15 protein-coding genes and 1 riboswitch are annotated in these 16488 nt (G+C 28.8%); of the genes, 2 read left to right on the top strand and 13 right to left on the bottom strand.

From position 1 onward, the window contains the following. Window positions 1-134: 134 nt before the first annotated feature. The 8 genes from add to P8F83_RS01130 form a co-directional block, all read right to left on the bottom strand. A complete protein-coding gene (gene add, locus P8F83_RS01165; RefSeq protein ID WP_326513095.1) occupies window positions 135-1139 on the bottom strand; it encodes an adenosine deaminase in 1005 nt (334 codons plus the stop codon). A 27-nt stretch (window positions 1140-1166) separates the two neighbouring features. Then, entirely contained in the window at window positions 1167-1760 is a 594-nt protein-coding gene (locus P8F83_RS01160; RefSeq protein ID WP_326513094.1) for a hypothetical protein, read from the bottom strand. Between the two features lie 62 nt (window positions 1761-1822). Next, window positions 1823-2398 (bottom strand): metallophosphoesterase family protein, encoded by a 576-nt coding sequence (locus tag P8F83_RS01155; RefSeq protein ID WP_326513093.1) that lies wholly within the window; start codon window positions 2396-2398, stop codon window positions 1823-1825. Between the two features lie 21 nt (window positions 2399-2419). After that, a complete protein-coding gene (locus tag P8F83_RS01150) occupies window positions 2420-3211 on the bottom strand; it encodes a lipid II flippase Amj family protein (protein ID WP_315112618.1) in 792 nt (263 codons plus the stop codon). A gap of 151 nt (window positions 3212-3362) precedes the next feature. Beyond that, a complete protein-coding gene (locus P8F83_RS01145; protein WP_326513092.1) occupies window positions 3363-4163 on the bottom strand; it encodes a RelA/SpoT domain-containing protein in 801 nt (266 codons plus the stop codon). Window positions 4164-4174: 11 nt separating this feature from the next. Next, the gene (locus P8F83_RS01140; RefSeq protein WP_326513091.1) at window positions 4175-5716 is read right to left on the bottom strand and encodes a hypothetical protein; all 1542 of its coding nucleotides are present in this window, start codon (window positions 5714-5716) and stop codon (window positions 4175-4177) included. 108 nt (window positions 5717-5824) lie between these two features. Beyond that, window positions 5825-7168 carry a TrkH family potassium uptake protein gene (locus tag P8F83_RS01135; RefSeq protein ID WP_326513090.1) on the bottom strand — a complete coding sequence of 448 codons (1344 nt, stop codon included), beginning with the start codon at window positions 7166-7168 and terminating at the stop codon, window positions 5825-5827. A 287-nt stretch (window positions 7169-7455) separates the two neighbouring features. Further along, window positions 7456-7962, bottom strand: coding sequence for a GNAT family N-acetyltransferase (locus P8F83_RS01130; RefSeq protein WP_326513089.1), 507 nt, complete (start codon window positions 7960-7962; stop codon window positions 7456-7458). Between the two features lie 181 nt (window positions 7963-8143). On the opposite strand from P8F83_RS01130, the gene P8F83_RS01125 reads away from it, so the two are divergent. After that, window positions 8144-8626 carry a CarD family transcriptional regulator gene (locus P8F83_RS01125; protein WP_207650354.1) on the top strand — a complete coding sequence of 161 codons (483 nt, stop codon included), beginning with the start codon at window positions 8144-8146 and terminating at the stop codon, window positions 8624-8626. Window positions 8627-8674: 48 nt separating this feature from the next. Here the strand turns inward: P8F83_RS01125 and P8F83_RS01120 are convergent, their stop codons facing one another. From P8F83_RS01120 to P8F83_RS01105, 4 genes are all read right to left on the bottom strand, one after another. Continuing rightward, a complete protein-coding gene (locus P8F83_RS01120) occupies window positions 8675-8875 on the bottom strand; it encodes a cold-shock protein (RefSeq protein ID WP_021802977.1) in 201 nt (66 codons plus the stop codon). Window positions 8876-8909: 34 nt separating this feature from the next. Further along, on the bottom strand, window positions 8910-9641 hold the full coding sequence (locus P8F83_RS01115; RefSeq protein ID WP_326513088.1) for a CAP domain-containing protein: 732 nt from the start codon (window positions 9639-9641) through the stop codon (window positions 8910-8912). 144 nt (window positions 9642-9785) lie between these two features. Continuing rightward, the gene (gene dapA, locus P8F83_RS01110) at window positions 9786-10652 is read right to left on the bottom strand and encodes a 4-hydroxy-tetrahydrodipicolinate synthase (RefSeq protein ID WP_326513087.1); all 867 of its coding nucleotides are present in this window, start codon (window positions 10650-10652) and stop codon (window positions 9786-9788) included. Between the two features lie 98 nt (window positions 10653-10750). Beyond that, window positions 10751-10924: riboswitch (Lysine riboswitch) on the bottom strand. Between the two features lie 48 nt (window positions 10925-10972). Next, window positions 10973-11473, bottom strand: coding sequence for a hypothetical protein (locus tag P8F83_RS01105; protein WP_326513086.1), 501 nt, complete (start codon window positions 11471-11473; stop codon window positions 10973-10975). 408 nt (window positions 11474-11881) lie between these two features. On the opposite strand from P8F83_RS01105, the gene P8F83_RS01100 reads away from it, so the two are divergent. Next, window positions 11882-13678: a methyl-accepting chemotaxis protein gene (locus P8F83_RS01100; RefSeq protein WP_326513085.1), complete on the top strand. Its 1797-nt coding sequence runs from the start codon at window positions 11882-11884 to the stop codon at window positions 13676-13678. 42 nt (window positions 13679-13720) lie between these two features. On the opposite strand, the gene P8F83_RS01095 is transcribed toward P8F83_RS01100, so the two are convergent. Next, window positions 13721-16483, bottom strand: coding sequence for a VWA domain-containing protein (locus tag P8F83_RS01095; protein ID WP_326513084.1), 2763 nt, complete (start codon window positions 16481-16483; stop codon window positions 13721-13723). Between the last annotated feature and the right edge of the window lie 5 nt (window positions 16484-16488).

The raw sequence follows: 16488 nt of genomic DNA, 5'->3' as shown, positions 1-16488 counted from the left end.
TCCATAAATAAAAAACCCCTATAATATAGGAGTTTTTTGAGGATACTTATAAAGGGTTATGGCAAAACTCTGTTTTTAATTTCCCTGATAGTATCATCTATTCTTCATTCATTTATACTACTAATATTAGGTTTTTAAAATTTATTTTTTATCCACTTTTTAGTTTCTTCGTCACAAAAAGATGCTTCAATAGCATTTTGCATTAATTCTACAATCTCTTCATATGAAAATCCTAGTTTTTCATTTAAATTATATAGTTCTTCCTCTAAAGTAATTCTTGATACTGTCATATTGTCAGTGTTTACAGTTACTTTAATTCCTTCATCAAAATACTTCCTTATAGGGTGATCCTCAAGTCTATCAACAGCACTGGTGTTTAGGTTACTAGTAGGACACATTTCAAGGGTAATATTTTTCTCCTTAAGTACATCATATATCTTAGGATTTTTGTAAGCATACATTCCATGACCTATACGTTCAGCATGTGTTATATCTATAGATTTAATTATATTCTCTTCTCTCCCAGTTTCACCTGCATGAATTGTTATATGATAACCTAATGACTTAGCTAAATCAAAAACCTCTTTACTTTCCTCTGGAGGAAAGTCATGCTCATTTCCAGCTAAATCTGCTGAAACTACACCTTTGTTTAAATATATTGCCCCTTTTCTAATAACATTTATATTATCTTCTAAAGGAAATCCTCTCATTGCACATAAAATTAAATTACTCTTTACTCCATATAACTTCTCGCCTTCTTTTATTCCATCGATGGCAGCCTCTATAACCTCTTCGATTGTTAATCCTTTAGAGGTGTGTAATATAGGTGCAAATCGTATCTCCCCATATACTACGCCTTCTTTACTTAAATCCACTATAAGTTCCCTAGAGATTCTTTTTAAATTTTCTTTATTTTGCATTACCATAATTGGATAATCAAAGGCCTTTAAGTATTCTTTAAGTGATTCACATTTACCATCAACACTTAATATTTTTGAAAACTCTTCAAATGATTTATAATTAGTGTTTTCTCCCTGTTTATTTAATAACTCCCAAACAGTCTCTTCTCTAACACTTCCATCTAAATGAAGATGAAGTTCAACTTTAGGTAACTTTTTGATTTTCTCTCTAATATTCAATATTAACCTCTCCCTCTTTTAACATTTCTATTTCTTTGAATACTTCTTTATAACCTCCAATTTTTGCTTTAGAAGTTTATTATGGTCTTTCATAGCATCAATATACTTTTTCTTAGCTGACTCCATTTTCTTTGAGTCTTTTTCCTCTATACTTGATTCTAATTCCTTTTTTAATTTTTTTACCTCTTGAGAATGTTCATTAATCTTTTCATCTATAGCTTTTAGCTCTTTTTTGCCTTCTTCGCTAAAATTCTTTAAATACTCTTGATCACTGATTCTCTTATCTTTAATTATCTGAATTCCTTCTTCTTTAGTTAATTCACCTTTGTCAACTCTATCTTTTATATCTTTTATAAAAGTTCGCATTTCATCTTTAGATTCTTTTTTCATTCCTAGTCTTTTTTCATAAAGCTGTTGCATTTCTTTCCTAATTGCTCTTTTTTCACTTAATACCTCTTCAAAGTCAGCCTTATTTGCCTCTTTAAATTCCTTAAATTTATCTTGTCCTTCATCAGCTTGTATTGTTATTTCACTTCTCGTCAAAACATTAAGTTCTGTCGCAAATACAGGTTTAGATATTGCCATCCCTGCTATAATAACTGATATAAATATTTTTTTCAAAAAAATCACTCCTTCTACTAAATATTTCACTTTTAGTATGAGTAATTTTTTGTTAAAAAATTCTAAGAGTTTAAATTAATTTTCTTAAAATCAAAACTCACTTCATCATCAGTTACATATCCTACACAAAAAGATATTGAGTTATCGTAAGATAATCCCAAAGATCCTGGATTTATTATAGTCTTTTTCCCATAATAAGTTAACAACATTTGAAGATGAGTATGTCCCATCAAAACATAATCAACCTCCTCAGAATAATCATCTATAAACTCCTCTATGGAACCTCCATTATAAATAATAGGAATATCTCTGTTTGAAGTTTCTCTTGAATGTACCATAAGAAAATTTCTATCCCCAAGAGTTACTACTCGTTTTAGAGGAATATTTTTATACCTAAGTATGTATTCTTTGAGAGAATTATCATTAATATACTCTGATATATTGTCATCATGATTCCCTCTTATATTTATAAATTTTTTATCATTTATTATTTTTAAGAAAACTTCTTTATCGTTTTCCCCTCCAAAGATATCTCCTAAATTAAGAATGGTTTTAATATTTTCTTTGTCGGCATAATTAATTATATACTCTAAAGCCATGAGATTTCCATGTATATCTGAGACTATACAAAATTTCATTCTACTACCTCAAATCCAAATTTATATTATCTTAGCTACAAAAATTATTATATAAGAAGCTGGTATTAATAGAAATAACGCTAAAAAGGTTCCTATTGCTTTACTTCCAACCATACCAATAACACAAGTTCTAAAATCCTCTTCAGTACACTTTCCTTCCATAACATCATCAGTCATCATAGATAACTGTGGATCTGTTACTAACGTCATTAATATTGTAGCTACCCCATTTATTAATGCTGATAAAGACATGCATGTTTTCCCTAAGTCTGGTTGTAAGCTTCCTGCATATATAGGTGCAAGTGCCCCTACCGTAGACGCAGCTACAATTATTATATTAAGTACTATTATTCTCTTTGGGAATTTTCTAAAATCTATAGACGTAATGCTTTCTTTTACTGGAATAGCTATAGAATTTTTAACATATTTTATTCCAGATTTAGAAAAGCTATGCATAATTAATTTTTGAAAGGATCTTTGCTCTGAAAAAGATTCTACCCCTTTTCCTAATATTCTTTGAAAAGATGGAATAAGAAAAGCGCCCACTATAGAAGCTACTCCTGAAATTATTATAATTAAATTAAAGGAATTGACTATATTTATATTTTCAGCACCTGTTTCTACAAACTTTGATAATATAGGATTTTGTATAGTAACTGCCAATCTAGATACAAGCATAAGTACGTTAAATAAAGCAAAAGATATTGCTATCTTACCAGTTCTAACCCCAACAAGTCTCACCGAATAAGCTAAAGTACCGATTAAAGAAATTATAAAATTCATCACTAAAACAATTATTATTCTAGCATCCATAATATTCCCTCCTTGTTTATAGAAAACATTCAATATCATAAATTTTACCACAAGCACCTTCTATATCGTTACCAACAAAACCGTTACAAATCATTTCAGAACCTTTACAACTTAGAAAACCTAGATGAACCAATGCATCTAGGTTTAATATTTATATGATATTCTCTTTTAGTCTTTTTATCTCTTCATCTTTTTGTTCTATTATTTCTTTATACTTATTTTCCATATCACAAAGATTTTTATTAAGAAGATGTATCAATGATGCCATTTCATCTGCACTTCCTGATATTCTATTAAATAATAATAAATTAGACTCTAATACCTCTGGTATTTTATTATGAGAATATCTAAGCTGATGATCTATTTCTCCATAACCTTCTTCAAAAATTGTTCTAACCTGTATTTCTGCTATAACCTTCTGACTGGTTGGATAAAATTCTATTAAATAATGCACTGACCTATATCCTGATTTTCTTGACTTAATCTGTATATCAAGCTCTTCAAATCGCCTAGTATCGTCACCATCTCTTACATTAGCTGTAATTTCAACCACTTTCCAAGTATTTAATATAAATTCATGAATACTCTCCCAATCCTGTTTAAAAATATGAATAGCTCGAATACCTATAAGGTCATTTATTTCATCTCTATAATTTTCTAGAGAAAATCTAAAACGCTCCCCATATACCTCTCTTCTCTCAGGTGTTTTCCTTATAATCTTTTCTATTAGCCTATATGGTCTTTTTACCCTGGACTTAACAGAATGAACTTTAGAATGGGTTCTAAGAATGGTTGATATAAACTCTGATTGTGTTTCATAGGTATCTACATATAAAACATAATCCTCATATATATCTTTTAAAATATTTATATCAATATCATACTCTTTTATTTCCTCTTCTATAGTTGGATATATACCTAGGAATTTTTCTACATTAAACTCATTTACCATAAGGTTCTCCTCTAAGCTTTATATTTTTCTAGTCCATCTATAAGTTCAAGTTCAACTAAATCCAAATTAGTTTTACCTATATAACCAAAAGGGATCTGATTTAATCTTATGTAGTTTATAGCTTTATAGTAAGTCGCATGACTCATATGTCCAGTAAAAAAGAATACATAATCAACCATACCTAAAACTGTAACATCAAAGTTCTCATTAAATCCATTAAGACTTCTTATTTCTGGATACTTTTCTCTAAATTTTCTTCTCCACTCTTTAGCTCCACCAATAATTATAATCTTTTTACCATTTATATAATCAACTAGACTTTTATCCTCTTCTTGTGGCACATAGTTATTATCTTTTTCAAATACGTACTCTCTTAAAGCATTCAATTCCATTTTATACTTTTGTTCTTCATATAGATTATTTTCTAGATCTTTTATTCTATTTTTAAGATAATTTATTTCTATATTATGTTCTTTGATTAATTTATTTCTTTCATTATGTAATATATTTTCTGTTTGCTTTTTATATTCTTCAAGATCTTTAACCTCAAGATTTAAATTTCTGTTTTTATCCCTAACCTCATTTACTACACTTTTTAAATCTTTTAACTTGAAATTTACTGTCTCCTCATTGCTATTAAAATAAATCTCCTTAGCTTCTTTATATTTATCAATTAAAAGCTGCATTATAACACTATTTATAAAAATATCTTCTAACTTAAATACTGCTTTATCTGCTTCTATGTAAGCTAAAATTATTTTATCAATGTTAAACTCATCATTCTTAAATAAATAATCCATATCTAATTTATTTGCTTTAAATATATTCTTTAACATGCTTAACTTTTCTTCATCATATTTATTAATAAAAGCTATAAAATCCTTATAGTCATTAATCGGACCATATTTTTTGTAAAATTCTTCTTTGATTTTATAAATATCACTGCTTTTAACTCTTATTTCTTCTTGAATATCTACTGAAATAAAGTCCTCAAACTCAAAATCCATTATGTCATCTATAATAGCTGTTATAAAGCCCTCATCTAACCAATTTGGTGACTTATATATGGTAATATAAAAATATACTGCTGAATCTAATTTAGCCTCAATTTCTCTGGTTATCTTATCCATTTTTGAATACTTGTTAACTAATTTCTTCTTGTCTACCTTTTTAACCGAATTAAAAACTTCTGGATAGTAAATCCTTAAAATCTTTATAATGCTGTTTCTTAGATTAAAATCATATTCAGCTATTAATAAAATACCAAGAACTTTTCTTGCATATATCTCTTCTTCTAAATCACCTTGATTCATCAAAATATAATTTATAGTTGAAGATTTTATTGAAGCACCATAATATTTATCGTTATCTTTATTATATATTTCATCTATCTTAACTCTTGCATCACTACTAGAAGCTAAACCTATACTTACTTTAGCCAATATATAGTCCTTAACTATAGAGGTTCCTATGCCAATCTTTTCTCCTATTTTTCTAGAGAAATTTTCTATATTAATATAGTCATCATTTCTACAATTATTTTCATACTCCACTATATTAATCCCCCTTTATAATTCCTCTATAATAACGTCATTTATAAACCCTATCCAATCAAAATTATATCAAAATCTACTATTCATTACAATTAAGAGGAAACCATGTTACCCAATCAATATTTTATCCTCAGGATATTTTATAGGGTTTGCTTTTGTGTTTCTAGCAACTGATAAAACCACCATTATTGGTCCAAGTCTTCCTAAATACATACTAATCAATATAATACACTTGCCTATAAAGGATAATTCTGTAGTTAATCCTAAAGTTAATCCAGTAGTTCCAAATGCTGAAGTAGCTTCATAAAGCAGATATTGAAAAGAAACACCCTTTTCTGTCAAGGAAAGTATCATGGTTACAACAGTTACTAATATAAAACCTAATATAGAAACTATAAAAGCTTTATGAACAGAATCTTTAGCTACTCTTTTCTTAAAAATTTCAGTATCGTCTTTTCCTTTGATAAAGCTAACTATAGTAAATAATATAGTTGCTAATGTTGTAGTTTTTATTCCTCCGGCAGTTGATCCTGGCGATCCTCCAATAAACATCAAAATAGTTGTTAAAAATATCCCAGCCATAGTCATATCTCTAACAGAAATGGAACTATATCCAGCAGTTCTTAAGCTTACAGATGAGAAAAATGATGACAGTAGTTTGTCTTTAATATTCATACTTCCCATAGTACCTAAATTATTGTATTCAAATAAAAATATTAGAATAGTTCCTAAAACAATAAGAGTCACAGTAGTAAGTAAAGCTACCTTACTATGTAAAGACATTCTTTTTAATCTCTTATTAACATATATCTCATGCCATACAGGGAATCCAAGTCCTCCAACAATTATAAGAGCACTTATAGTCAATATTATTGTAATATCATCATAATAAGGCATCAAACTTTTAAAATCACCCAATAAATCTACTCCTGAGTTACAAAAAGCTGCTATAGCATGAAATATACTATAGTAAACACCTTTTTTAAAACCAAATTCAGGTATAAATCTTGTAGCTAAAAGTGTTGCTCCTATACCTTCTATTACAAATGTAAAAATTATTATATACCGTGCAAGTTTAATTAATCCTTGAAGTCCAAAAGAGCTCATAGCCTCCTGCATAACCAAGCGCTCTCTTAATGTTATTTTTTTCCCTAACATTACGGCAATTAAGGTAGCAAAAGACATAAAACCTAAGCCGCCTATCTGAATAAGTACTATTATAACCGTCTTACCAAAATAGCTCCAATATACTCCTGTATCAAGTGTAGTTAATCCAGTTACACATACAGCAGAGGCTGACATAAATAATGCATCTATAAACGGAGTCTTTTCTCCTAAAGCTGATGCTATTGGAAGGGTAAGTAGCATTGCTCCACTTAATATTATTAATCCAAATCCAATTGCTAATATCCTAACAGGAGTAAACTTTATTTTTACCAGATTATTTTTCATCCTATCTCCTATGTAATAAAAAACTACTTAAAAAGTAGTTTTTTTAATATATGTTATTTTTTCACTTTGCTAATATTTAAACTTTAATATATTATAGCATAATTATCATAATATTTCCCAAGAATGCTCTATCTCAAAAACTCTGTACCAGTGTTCTATATTTACTTTATTTAGTTTTAACTTAATATTTAGGAATTATAAGAAAATAATTTAAACTTACTAAATAAAACTCTTATTACGCTAAATGTCCGAACATTCGAATATTCGAATGTTCGGACATTTAATTACTAAAACTTTTCAGCCAAAGAATTAAGAGAATCTTTATGCAATCTATAAACTGTCCACTCATCCATCGGAATAGCTCCTAAGCTTTTATAAAACTTAATAGAAGGTTCATTCCAATCAAGACAAGACCATTCAAGTCTACCACAATCTCTTTCTACTGCTAACTTTGCTAAAAAGCTTAAAAATACTTTTCCAAAGCCTTTTCCCCTCATATGTGGTTGTATATATAAATCTTCTAAGTATATTCCTGGTTTTCCAATAAACGTAGAGAAGTTATAGAAAAACAATATGAACCCAACTACTTTCCCCTGATATTCTCCAATAACAACCTCAGCTACTTTTCTTTCAAAAATAGATTTCTTTAATATCTCCTCTGTAGCCAAAACTTCATTTAATAAATTTTCATACTCCGCTAGTTCTTTAATAAAACCTAATATTATTTCTGTATCCTTTTCTTCTGCAAATCTTAATTTAAAATCATCAAATTTTGTATAAATTATAGTACTCATATGTTTTCCTCCCCAACTAAATTAGAATTATTATACCATAACTTAAAACTCATTACCTTATCACTATTTTTCTGTATTTTTATATTGACACCTCTATAAAGTCTATGTTATTCTATAAATTTGTTATTTTTATCGATATGTGGTATACTATATATAAATTATACAATTGGAGCGTGATTATTTGTTTAAGATTGGTGATAATATTGTTTATCCAATGCAAGGTGCTGGTACTGTAACTGCTATAGAAGAAAAGGACTTATTCGGAGAAAAACAGAACTATTATATAATAAACTTACTTAATAATATGCAAATTATGATACCATCCGAGAAAATATCTGCTATAGGGATACGCTTTGTAACTGATTCTAACACCTTAGAAACTGTACTTTCAAATCTTCGTAGTGTTGATTTATATACAAACGAATCTCTTACATACAAAGAAAGATACACTATTAATATGACCAAAATTAAATCTGGTGATCTTATTCAAAGTTCAGAAGTTATCCATGATTTAATGATTTTAGAAAAAGGGAAAGCACTTAATAGCAGTGAAAAACAAATGTTAAACAGTGCAAAAAAACTTTTACTTAGCGAAATATCTTTAGCTAAAGGTCTAACTGAAGAAGAAGCTAATACTCTTTTATGTAGTTCAGTGTATAATTAAATGCAACAAAAAAGCTGTTAGGTTACTAACAGCTTTTTTGTTGCATTTTTACATTATAGATACATTCTCAGCTTGTGGTCCTCTGTTTCCTTCCACCACGTCAAAACTTACTCTTTGACCTTCTTGAAGAGTTTTGTAGCCATCTCCTTTAATTGCAGAAAAATGTACAAATACATCTTTTCCACCCTCAATTTCAATAAATCCAAAACCTTTTTCTGAATTAAACCATTTTATTGTTCCTTCTTTCATAGATAAAAAAACCTCCAAAAATTAAGCTTTATAATTAAGCTTTATAAAATATTTGTGTAGCGTAATACTTTCCATTATTATAGTAGACTCCTATACCTATTTCATCATAATTATTAGAAAGTATATTAGCTCTATGTCCTGGTGAGTTCATCCATTGATTAACTGTATATGCACCAGTAGGAGTCATTCCTGTTGACGTATATATATTCTCTCCCATTGCAGAATATCTTAAACCATTATCAGTTAACATTTTTCCTGGATCTCCATAGGTTGGAGATGTATGTGAAAAATAATTTTTGTCATGCATATCCTTGGATTTCATTGCTGCAAGCTTAGATACCTCACTATTTAACTTTAATGGTTGAAGCCCTTGTTTTTGTCTCTCTGCATTAGTGCTGTTTAATATGTCTGTTACAAGATCTCCTGATGCTTGATTTACATCCTTATTAGTGTCCCCAGCAGCTGGAGTTTGCGTATTGTTATTTGTTGATGGTTGTGTTGTACCGGTTCCTGGTGTTGCTGTACCAGTTCCTGGCGTAGTTGTTCCTGTTCCTGGTGCTGTTGTGCCATCTCCTGTCACTCCAGGAGCAGGTAGATTAGAATCTGGTGTTCCAGGTACTTCAGTTGCATTTTCATTAGTTGAATTTTCTATAGTCTCTGGTGTTGTCTCTTCTGTAACATCATTAGGATTATTAGCTTTATTACATCCATATAAAGGCAAACCTAAAAGCATAGCACTCATAATTAAAGAAATTAATTTTTTCATTACTTCACCTCCTACAATTATTGTGAGCTTTTTAAAGTTATTCATAATACTTTTTTACAGGTAATTAAGAGATAATATATTAAGTATGTATTTTTTTAACAAAAAAGCTACAAAACTAATCATCAACTAGTTTTGTAGCCTTTATTAAAATTTAAAAACTTTATCTAATTCTTTTTTAAGTTCATCTGTTATTTCAAGTAGTGGAAGTCTCACTTCTGACGACTCTATTAGACCTAATTTATATAAGCAATATTTTAAAGGTGTTGGGTTTGGTTCCTTAAATAAAAGTGGAACAAAACTATATAATTCTTTCCACGTTTCTAAAGCAGCTAAATGATCATTGTTTTTAATATTATTATATACTTTAACAAACTCTTCTGTTCTCATATGTGAAGAAGCTAATATTCCTCCATCTCCACCTAACGCAAGAGTTGAGAAGAAAGAAGCATCTTCTCCTGTTAATATAGATAAATCTTTAGGTGGCTCTAATAATAAATCTGTACTTTGTTTCATATCCCCACAAGAGTCTTTAATAGCTACTATATTTTTAAGTTCTGCTAACTTGTGAATAGTTTCATTTTCGATATTTCTTCCTGTTCTATATGGTATATTATATAAGATTATATCTAAATAAGTTGCTTCAGATATAGTCCTAAAATGCTCGTATATACCTCTTTGATCTGGTCTCGAATAATATGGAGATACTGATAATATTCCATCAACTTTATATTTTTCAACGACCTTAAGTTTTTCAACTAATTTTTTAGTATTATTTCCACCTAATCCTACATAAACAGGAACTTTTCCATCTACATATTCCATAATTTTTTCAACTATCTCTTCATATTCTCTATCTGATATTACTGGACTTTCACCAGTAGTTCCAAGTGGTATGAATCCATGAATTCCTTTTGTTAAATAGTTGTCCACCATTTTTTTATAAGAATTAAAATCCACCTCATCATTTTTAAATGGCGTGATTAATGGAACAAATACTCCTCTTAATGACATAATATATTACCCTCCTAAAGCATTAAATTAAATTTAAAATAAATAAAGCCTTGGAAAAAATCCAAGGCTTCTTACTCATACAAAAATAAGAATAAAATCCATTGGATAGCTCTCCACAAAAAATTGTGACAATCTTACATATATTTTATGCAAGACCAGCAATATAACCCTTAAAGCGTAGGTTACATACTTCGGCGATGGTTCCTTTCTCATTACTTCTCAGTGCTTACCTCCATAATGATACTATTAAACATCGCGCCTCTATCTCAAAACTATTACTTTTCGTTAATTATACATTCATATCTGCTTTTAATCAAGTATTAATTTAATATATCTTTCAAACTTAAGTCAAGAGATTTTGTAACCTCATCTAATTTTTTAGTTTGTTCTTTTACATTGTTAGCTGTCTCATAACCTTTTCCAACTATTATAGCTGTATCTAATGCATCTAAATATCTGTCATTTATAAGGCTTATTTCACTGCTATGTTCTAATTTTCCGACCTCACTTTTAATTTCTACTAATCTATCTGTATTTTCTTTAACGTTTCTTCCTTCTTTGATATCATTTACAAGATTTATTGATTCTTTAGAGATTGAAGTTATATTTTTAAAATATCCATAGTCCACCTTATATCTATTGATTTCATAGCTTATAGATTTTTTAGTAATTAGTATATTGTATGCGCTAACCCCTAGAGTCAATATAAGTATAACTAATATAATAAATTTTATAATTCCTTTAATAAATTTTACAGCTATATATAATAATATAATTGCAACTACTACTAATATTATATTTTCTAAATTTATTCCTGACATTTCACTCTTCCTTTCATTAACTTCTATTATAACATAAAAAAACTGAGAATAGTTCCCAGTTTTTATTTTAGTGTTTATTTCTTTTGTTTTGAATTTCCGGAACTGGTTCTACAGTGTTCTTTTTAGGTGTTTCAAACCTCTTACTATTCCATGAAGATTGTTGATCCTTTTTAGCCATAATCTCACCTCCATCAAGTATCTAAAATGTAGTTTCTACACTAATACATATTTTATTCAGTTAGTTTTTCACTTAAACTTTATAACTTCATTAAAACTAGATTAAATATCTTAATGAAGCTTGACATAAAGATATTTATTTAATTATACTGTTGATATAATTTGGATTTATTACCAGTTTTACTTTATATAAAAAATGGAAATATTCACAATATAAATTAAGGAGAAAAAATGAGAGATAAGCATAAAATATCTAATAAAAAAGATAAATTTAAAAGATCTAAAAACAGTACAAGCCACCTTATTGAAACTAAAGAAAATAAATTTTACAACTCTTTAGAAATCCTTAGCATAAAAACCATTTTAAGAAGTATCTCAACAATTGCTGTAATTTTTATACTTATTATAGGATTTATAGGATACACTAATATTCAAAAAATTAATAAATATCAAAATGAAATATATAACAACAATCTAATTCCTATTACCTCCATACAAAATATTGAAAGTTCCATTTTAAAAGCTAAGATAGCATCAAAAGAAATCTTAAGCAATTATACTATTGTTAGAGAATCGGAAATTTATACTCTTCAATCCAATATAACTAAAAATATGGATACTTTCTCAAAAAATATTAAAATGGATGAAACAGAAAATAAATTATATGTAGGCTTAACTCAATCAATAGATAGTTATTTTTTATCAATCAATAATTCAATTAATAAATTAAAAAACTCTAAAGAATTAAATCAAGATGAAATTACTCAAATTACATCAGCCGAAGATAACATACTTGAAAATATTAAAAACCTTAAAAACTATGAAATTAATTCAGCTGACGAACTTAACAAAAACGGAGAAAGTACATATAAAACAACTTCAAACGCTTATTTAATTTTACTTGTAATAATTGTAATCATTGGATATTTAACAACAGTAGTTTTTAGAAAACTAGTACAACATATGTCTAAAAATATATATGAAAAAGTAAAGATTTTATCTAGTGGAGATTTTACAGTTCAATTTGATACACACTCTAATAATGAGTTTGGGTTAATTAGTAGAGAACTTCACAAATCAATAGAAGAAATATCTCAAATGTTAAATAAAATAAAAGCTATCTCAAGTGAGGTTTTTGACCAAAGCAGTTCTCTATCAGCTATCTCTGAAGAAATGAACTCTTCAGCAGAACAGGTTTCTTCAGCAATAGAAGGGGTTGCAGATGGTGCAACTAATCAATCTCAGGAGCTTATGAATACCTCAGAACTTTTAAATAATTTTTCAAACAATATGAATTCTATTTTAACTTCTATTCATAATGTAGATGAAAAGGCCTCTGTAATAAACAAAGAGATTTCACTCAGTAACGAAGATCTAAGTATTTTACTTAATTCAATTCATAAAATTACTTTTGAATTTAATGAGGTTTCCAAAAAAATTCTTACTTTAGGTAATGATATTAGTCAAATAAACAACATAACAGACATTATCCAAGATATAGCAGATCAAACTAATCTTTTATCACTAAATGCTATGATAGAATCCGCAAGAGCAGGTGAGGCAGGAAGAGGGTTTGCAGTGGTAGCTGATGAAATTCGAAAACTTGCTGAACAAACTAAAACTTCTTCTAAAAATATTAATGACTTAGTTGGTTCAGTTTCTAATGAAGCGGATTTAGTAATTAATACAACAAACAATGTTAATTCAACTTTAAAGGAACAATTAACTATAGTAAAAAAATCAACTGATTCTTTTAAGTCTATAATTAATTCTTTTTCAAATATGCTACCTGAAATTAAAAGCATAGCCAATCAAGCTTCTATAATAGATACAGAAAGAAACTCAATAATTACGAATGTAGACTCAGCTTCATCAATATCTGAAGAAAATTCTGCCTCAGCTGAAGAAATATCAGCTTCAATTAGTGAGATGAATAAGTCTTCTTATGAAGTTGCTTTATCCTCACAAAAACTAACTGAAATAACTCAAGAAATGATTAATCGAGTTAATACTTTTAAATTATCTTAAAATAACAGCAGATAGGTCTTGTAATCCTATCTGCTGTTATTTTTAAAATTTATTATTGTTTCTATCTTGTTTTTTCTTTAATAATAAGGATGTATCAAGAACATCCTTTTTATCTTTCTCTTTACTTTTTTCCTTTTTAGGAATTGCTTTCTTTTTTGGTTCTGGGGGCAATTCCTTAGAAACCTCTTCTTTTATCTTAACTTCCTTCTTTACCAACGGTGTGTTTTTTGTTGATTTTTTATTTATAAACTTTTTAAAAAAATTAATATTTATATTGAAGTCTAGTCTTCTATAAGCTATTTCAAATAGTAATAACAACATCGCTAATATTGATAATGGCAATGATAAATTTACTCCTCCCATTACCTTTTTAACTTCTCCTGTAAATACTTCTTTAGGAAGTTTTATAAATGTTCCCGATGTTTCATCAACATATCTCTCCAATACACTACTATCTTCAACAAGTTTGTATTCGATTGGATATTGAAGAGCTATAACTCCATTTTTAGTGGCATTTATTTTTCCATCAAGCTCTTCTCTAACACTTATTGAATAAAATCCAGTTTCATCTAAGTTAACAGTCTTTTCATATACTCCTGGCGCCTTAATCTCAAGTTCAAACTCTCCTTGAGTACCATCTTCTTTTGTATATATTCCTGTTACCTTGCTACTATCAGGAAGCTCTTTAGTTTTATACTCAATTTTAGCTTCATTTCCACTTACAGCTATATTTAAGTTTCCACCTTCAGAAGAGTAATCTTCAAGGCTCCAGTTAAGAATATTATTCCAGAGCTTTTTGTACCCTTCCCAACTAGTATAATTTCCATCCCATTTACCTGAAACATCTGGAGTCCATGCTATAGTTCTTCCAAGTCCATATTGCCATAGAGCTAAAATTGGATCATCTTCATCAGAATTGAGAATTACCGTTGCTTGCTCCTTCTGTGATGTTCCTATATACCCAAGAAGATTGGGAGCTGTATTATCATTAAAGACTCCATCTACAACCTCATGAGAGCTTACAAGTTTTGGAGTAAATTCTCTATTATTAACATATACCCTTGCTGCCATAAATATTTCCTTGGCAAATATTCTAGGTATATCTGTATAAATATCAGTATGGTAACTTCTTCCTTTACCTACATCTGCTAATCTTTGAAGCAGATTTTTATCTGCATCTTCCCCAACAGATACAGTTGACAAAGTTATCTTATTTTCTTCAAGTCCACTTAATATATCTGTATACTCTCTAAATCCGTCTTGCCCATCTGTTAATAATATAATATGTTTTATTTTCGCATCAGCTGTTTTTTCATATTCATAAGCTTCCTTTAATGCTGGATATATACTTGTTCCACCTTGTATTTGAATTCCACTTATCTTTTCTTTAACTTCTTCTTTATTAGATCCACTACCACCTTTAACTACCCACTCATATTTATCATCAAAGGCTATAACGTTTATTTCATCCCCTTCTCTAATAGTGTCAACAGCCTTTTGAGCTGCTTCTTTTGCAAGAGTAAGCTTAGAAACTTGACCATTTCCTCCACTCATACTACCAGAGTGATCTATGACAAGAGTTATACTCATCTTCGGGATTTCCCTTTTTCCTCTCATATCCATGTATACAGGAAGAACATTCTCTAGTGGAGTGTCCATGTAACCTCCTAATGCATAGGAATTCTCTCCACCTGTGGTTATAAAAGCTCCCCCATACTCCTTAACATATGTTTCTAGGGAGTTTTTAAATCCTTTCGGAATGTCGTCCACATGTGAGTTAACAGATATTATACCTTTATACTCTAACATCTCTTTTAAGTCACTTGGAGCTTCACTGGCTAACCCTCTATCATAACTATAACCTAAAGACGATAACATATTAACTAAATTATCAGCTTCTCCTTTAGTTCCTTCAGCTATAAATACTTTTTCTTTTGATACAACATTAGTAAAACCTATATATTCATTGTTTTTAAGCTCCGTATCTTCCTCTGGTTGTATTACTACTCTATAATTTTTAAAACCACCTGTGGTTTGCACATCTTTAAATACAAAGCTATTGTTACCTTTTTGAAGATTTACTTCTGTTTCTCCTTTAAGATTTCTTCCAGCATATAAAAACACCTTAGATTTAGTTTGAATATTCGAGTATATGTTAACTCCTATAGAAAATTCATCACCCATAGTTATTTTCTCAGGAAGTTTTAAAGCATCTACATAAACCTCATTTTTTACAGCTTTTTCAACCTTAAATACTTTCATATCTATGTTTTGTTCTATTATTGATGGAACGGTCTTCTCTAGCTCTCCTAGGTTTTCTTCTCCATCAGTTATAAGAACAATTCTTTTTCCCTTATCTGATGGGAAAAGGGAAAGTGAGGTATTTATTGCATTTTGAATATTAGTTGCAACAGCCTTAGGTTTTGACTCTATTGAATTTATACCTCTACTATTTGAAATAAATTTTTCAACCTTAGCATCTTCTCCAAAAACAACTACTCCAGAATAATCTCTTGTTCCCATTTCCTTAAGTGCATCTTTTATAAAAGTTTCTCCACTATCTTTAAATTCTTCGTTAGAATAAGATAAATCTAAAAGAAAAACTGTAGCAGTATCCTTTGTAATCTTACTTATTCTAATATTAACTAAAGATAATATTAAAAATACTACAACTAAACATCTTGTTATAACAATTAAAAGTTTTCTATCCTTTGTCTCTCCTATGTTTTTACTAAAATATATAACGAAAATTAGACACAAAGGTATTAATAAAAGATATAACGGTGCTAAAAACTCTATACTCATAATTA

Origin of the sequence: Clostridium intestinale (genome assembly GCF_035905475.1) — a bacterium.
Taxonomy (GTDB): Bacteria; Bacillota; Clostridia; order Clostridiales; family Clostridiaceae; genus Clostridium_T; species Clostridium_T intestinale.
The sequence above is the reverse complement of the archived record's forward strand: the minus strand, read 5'-3'. Positions and strand labels throughout refer to the sequence as shown.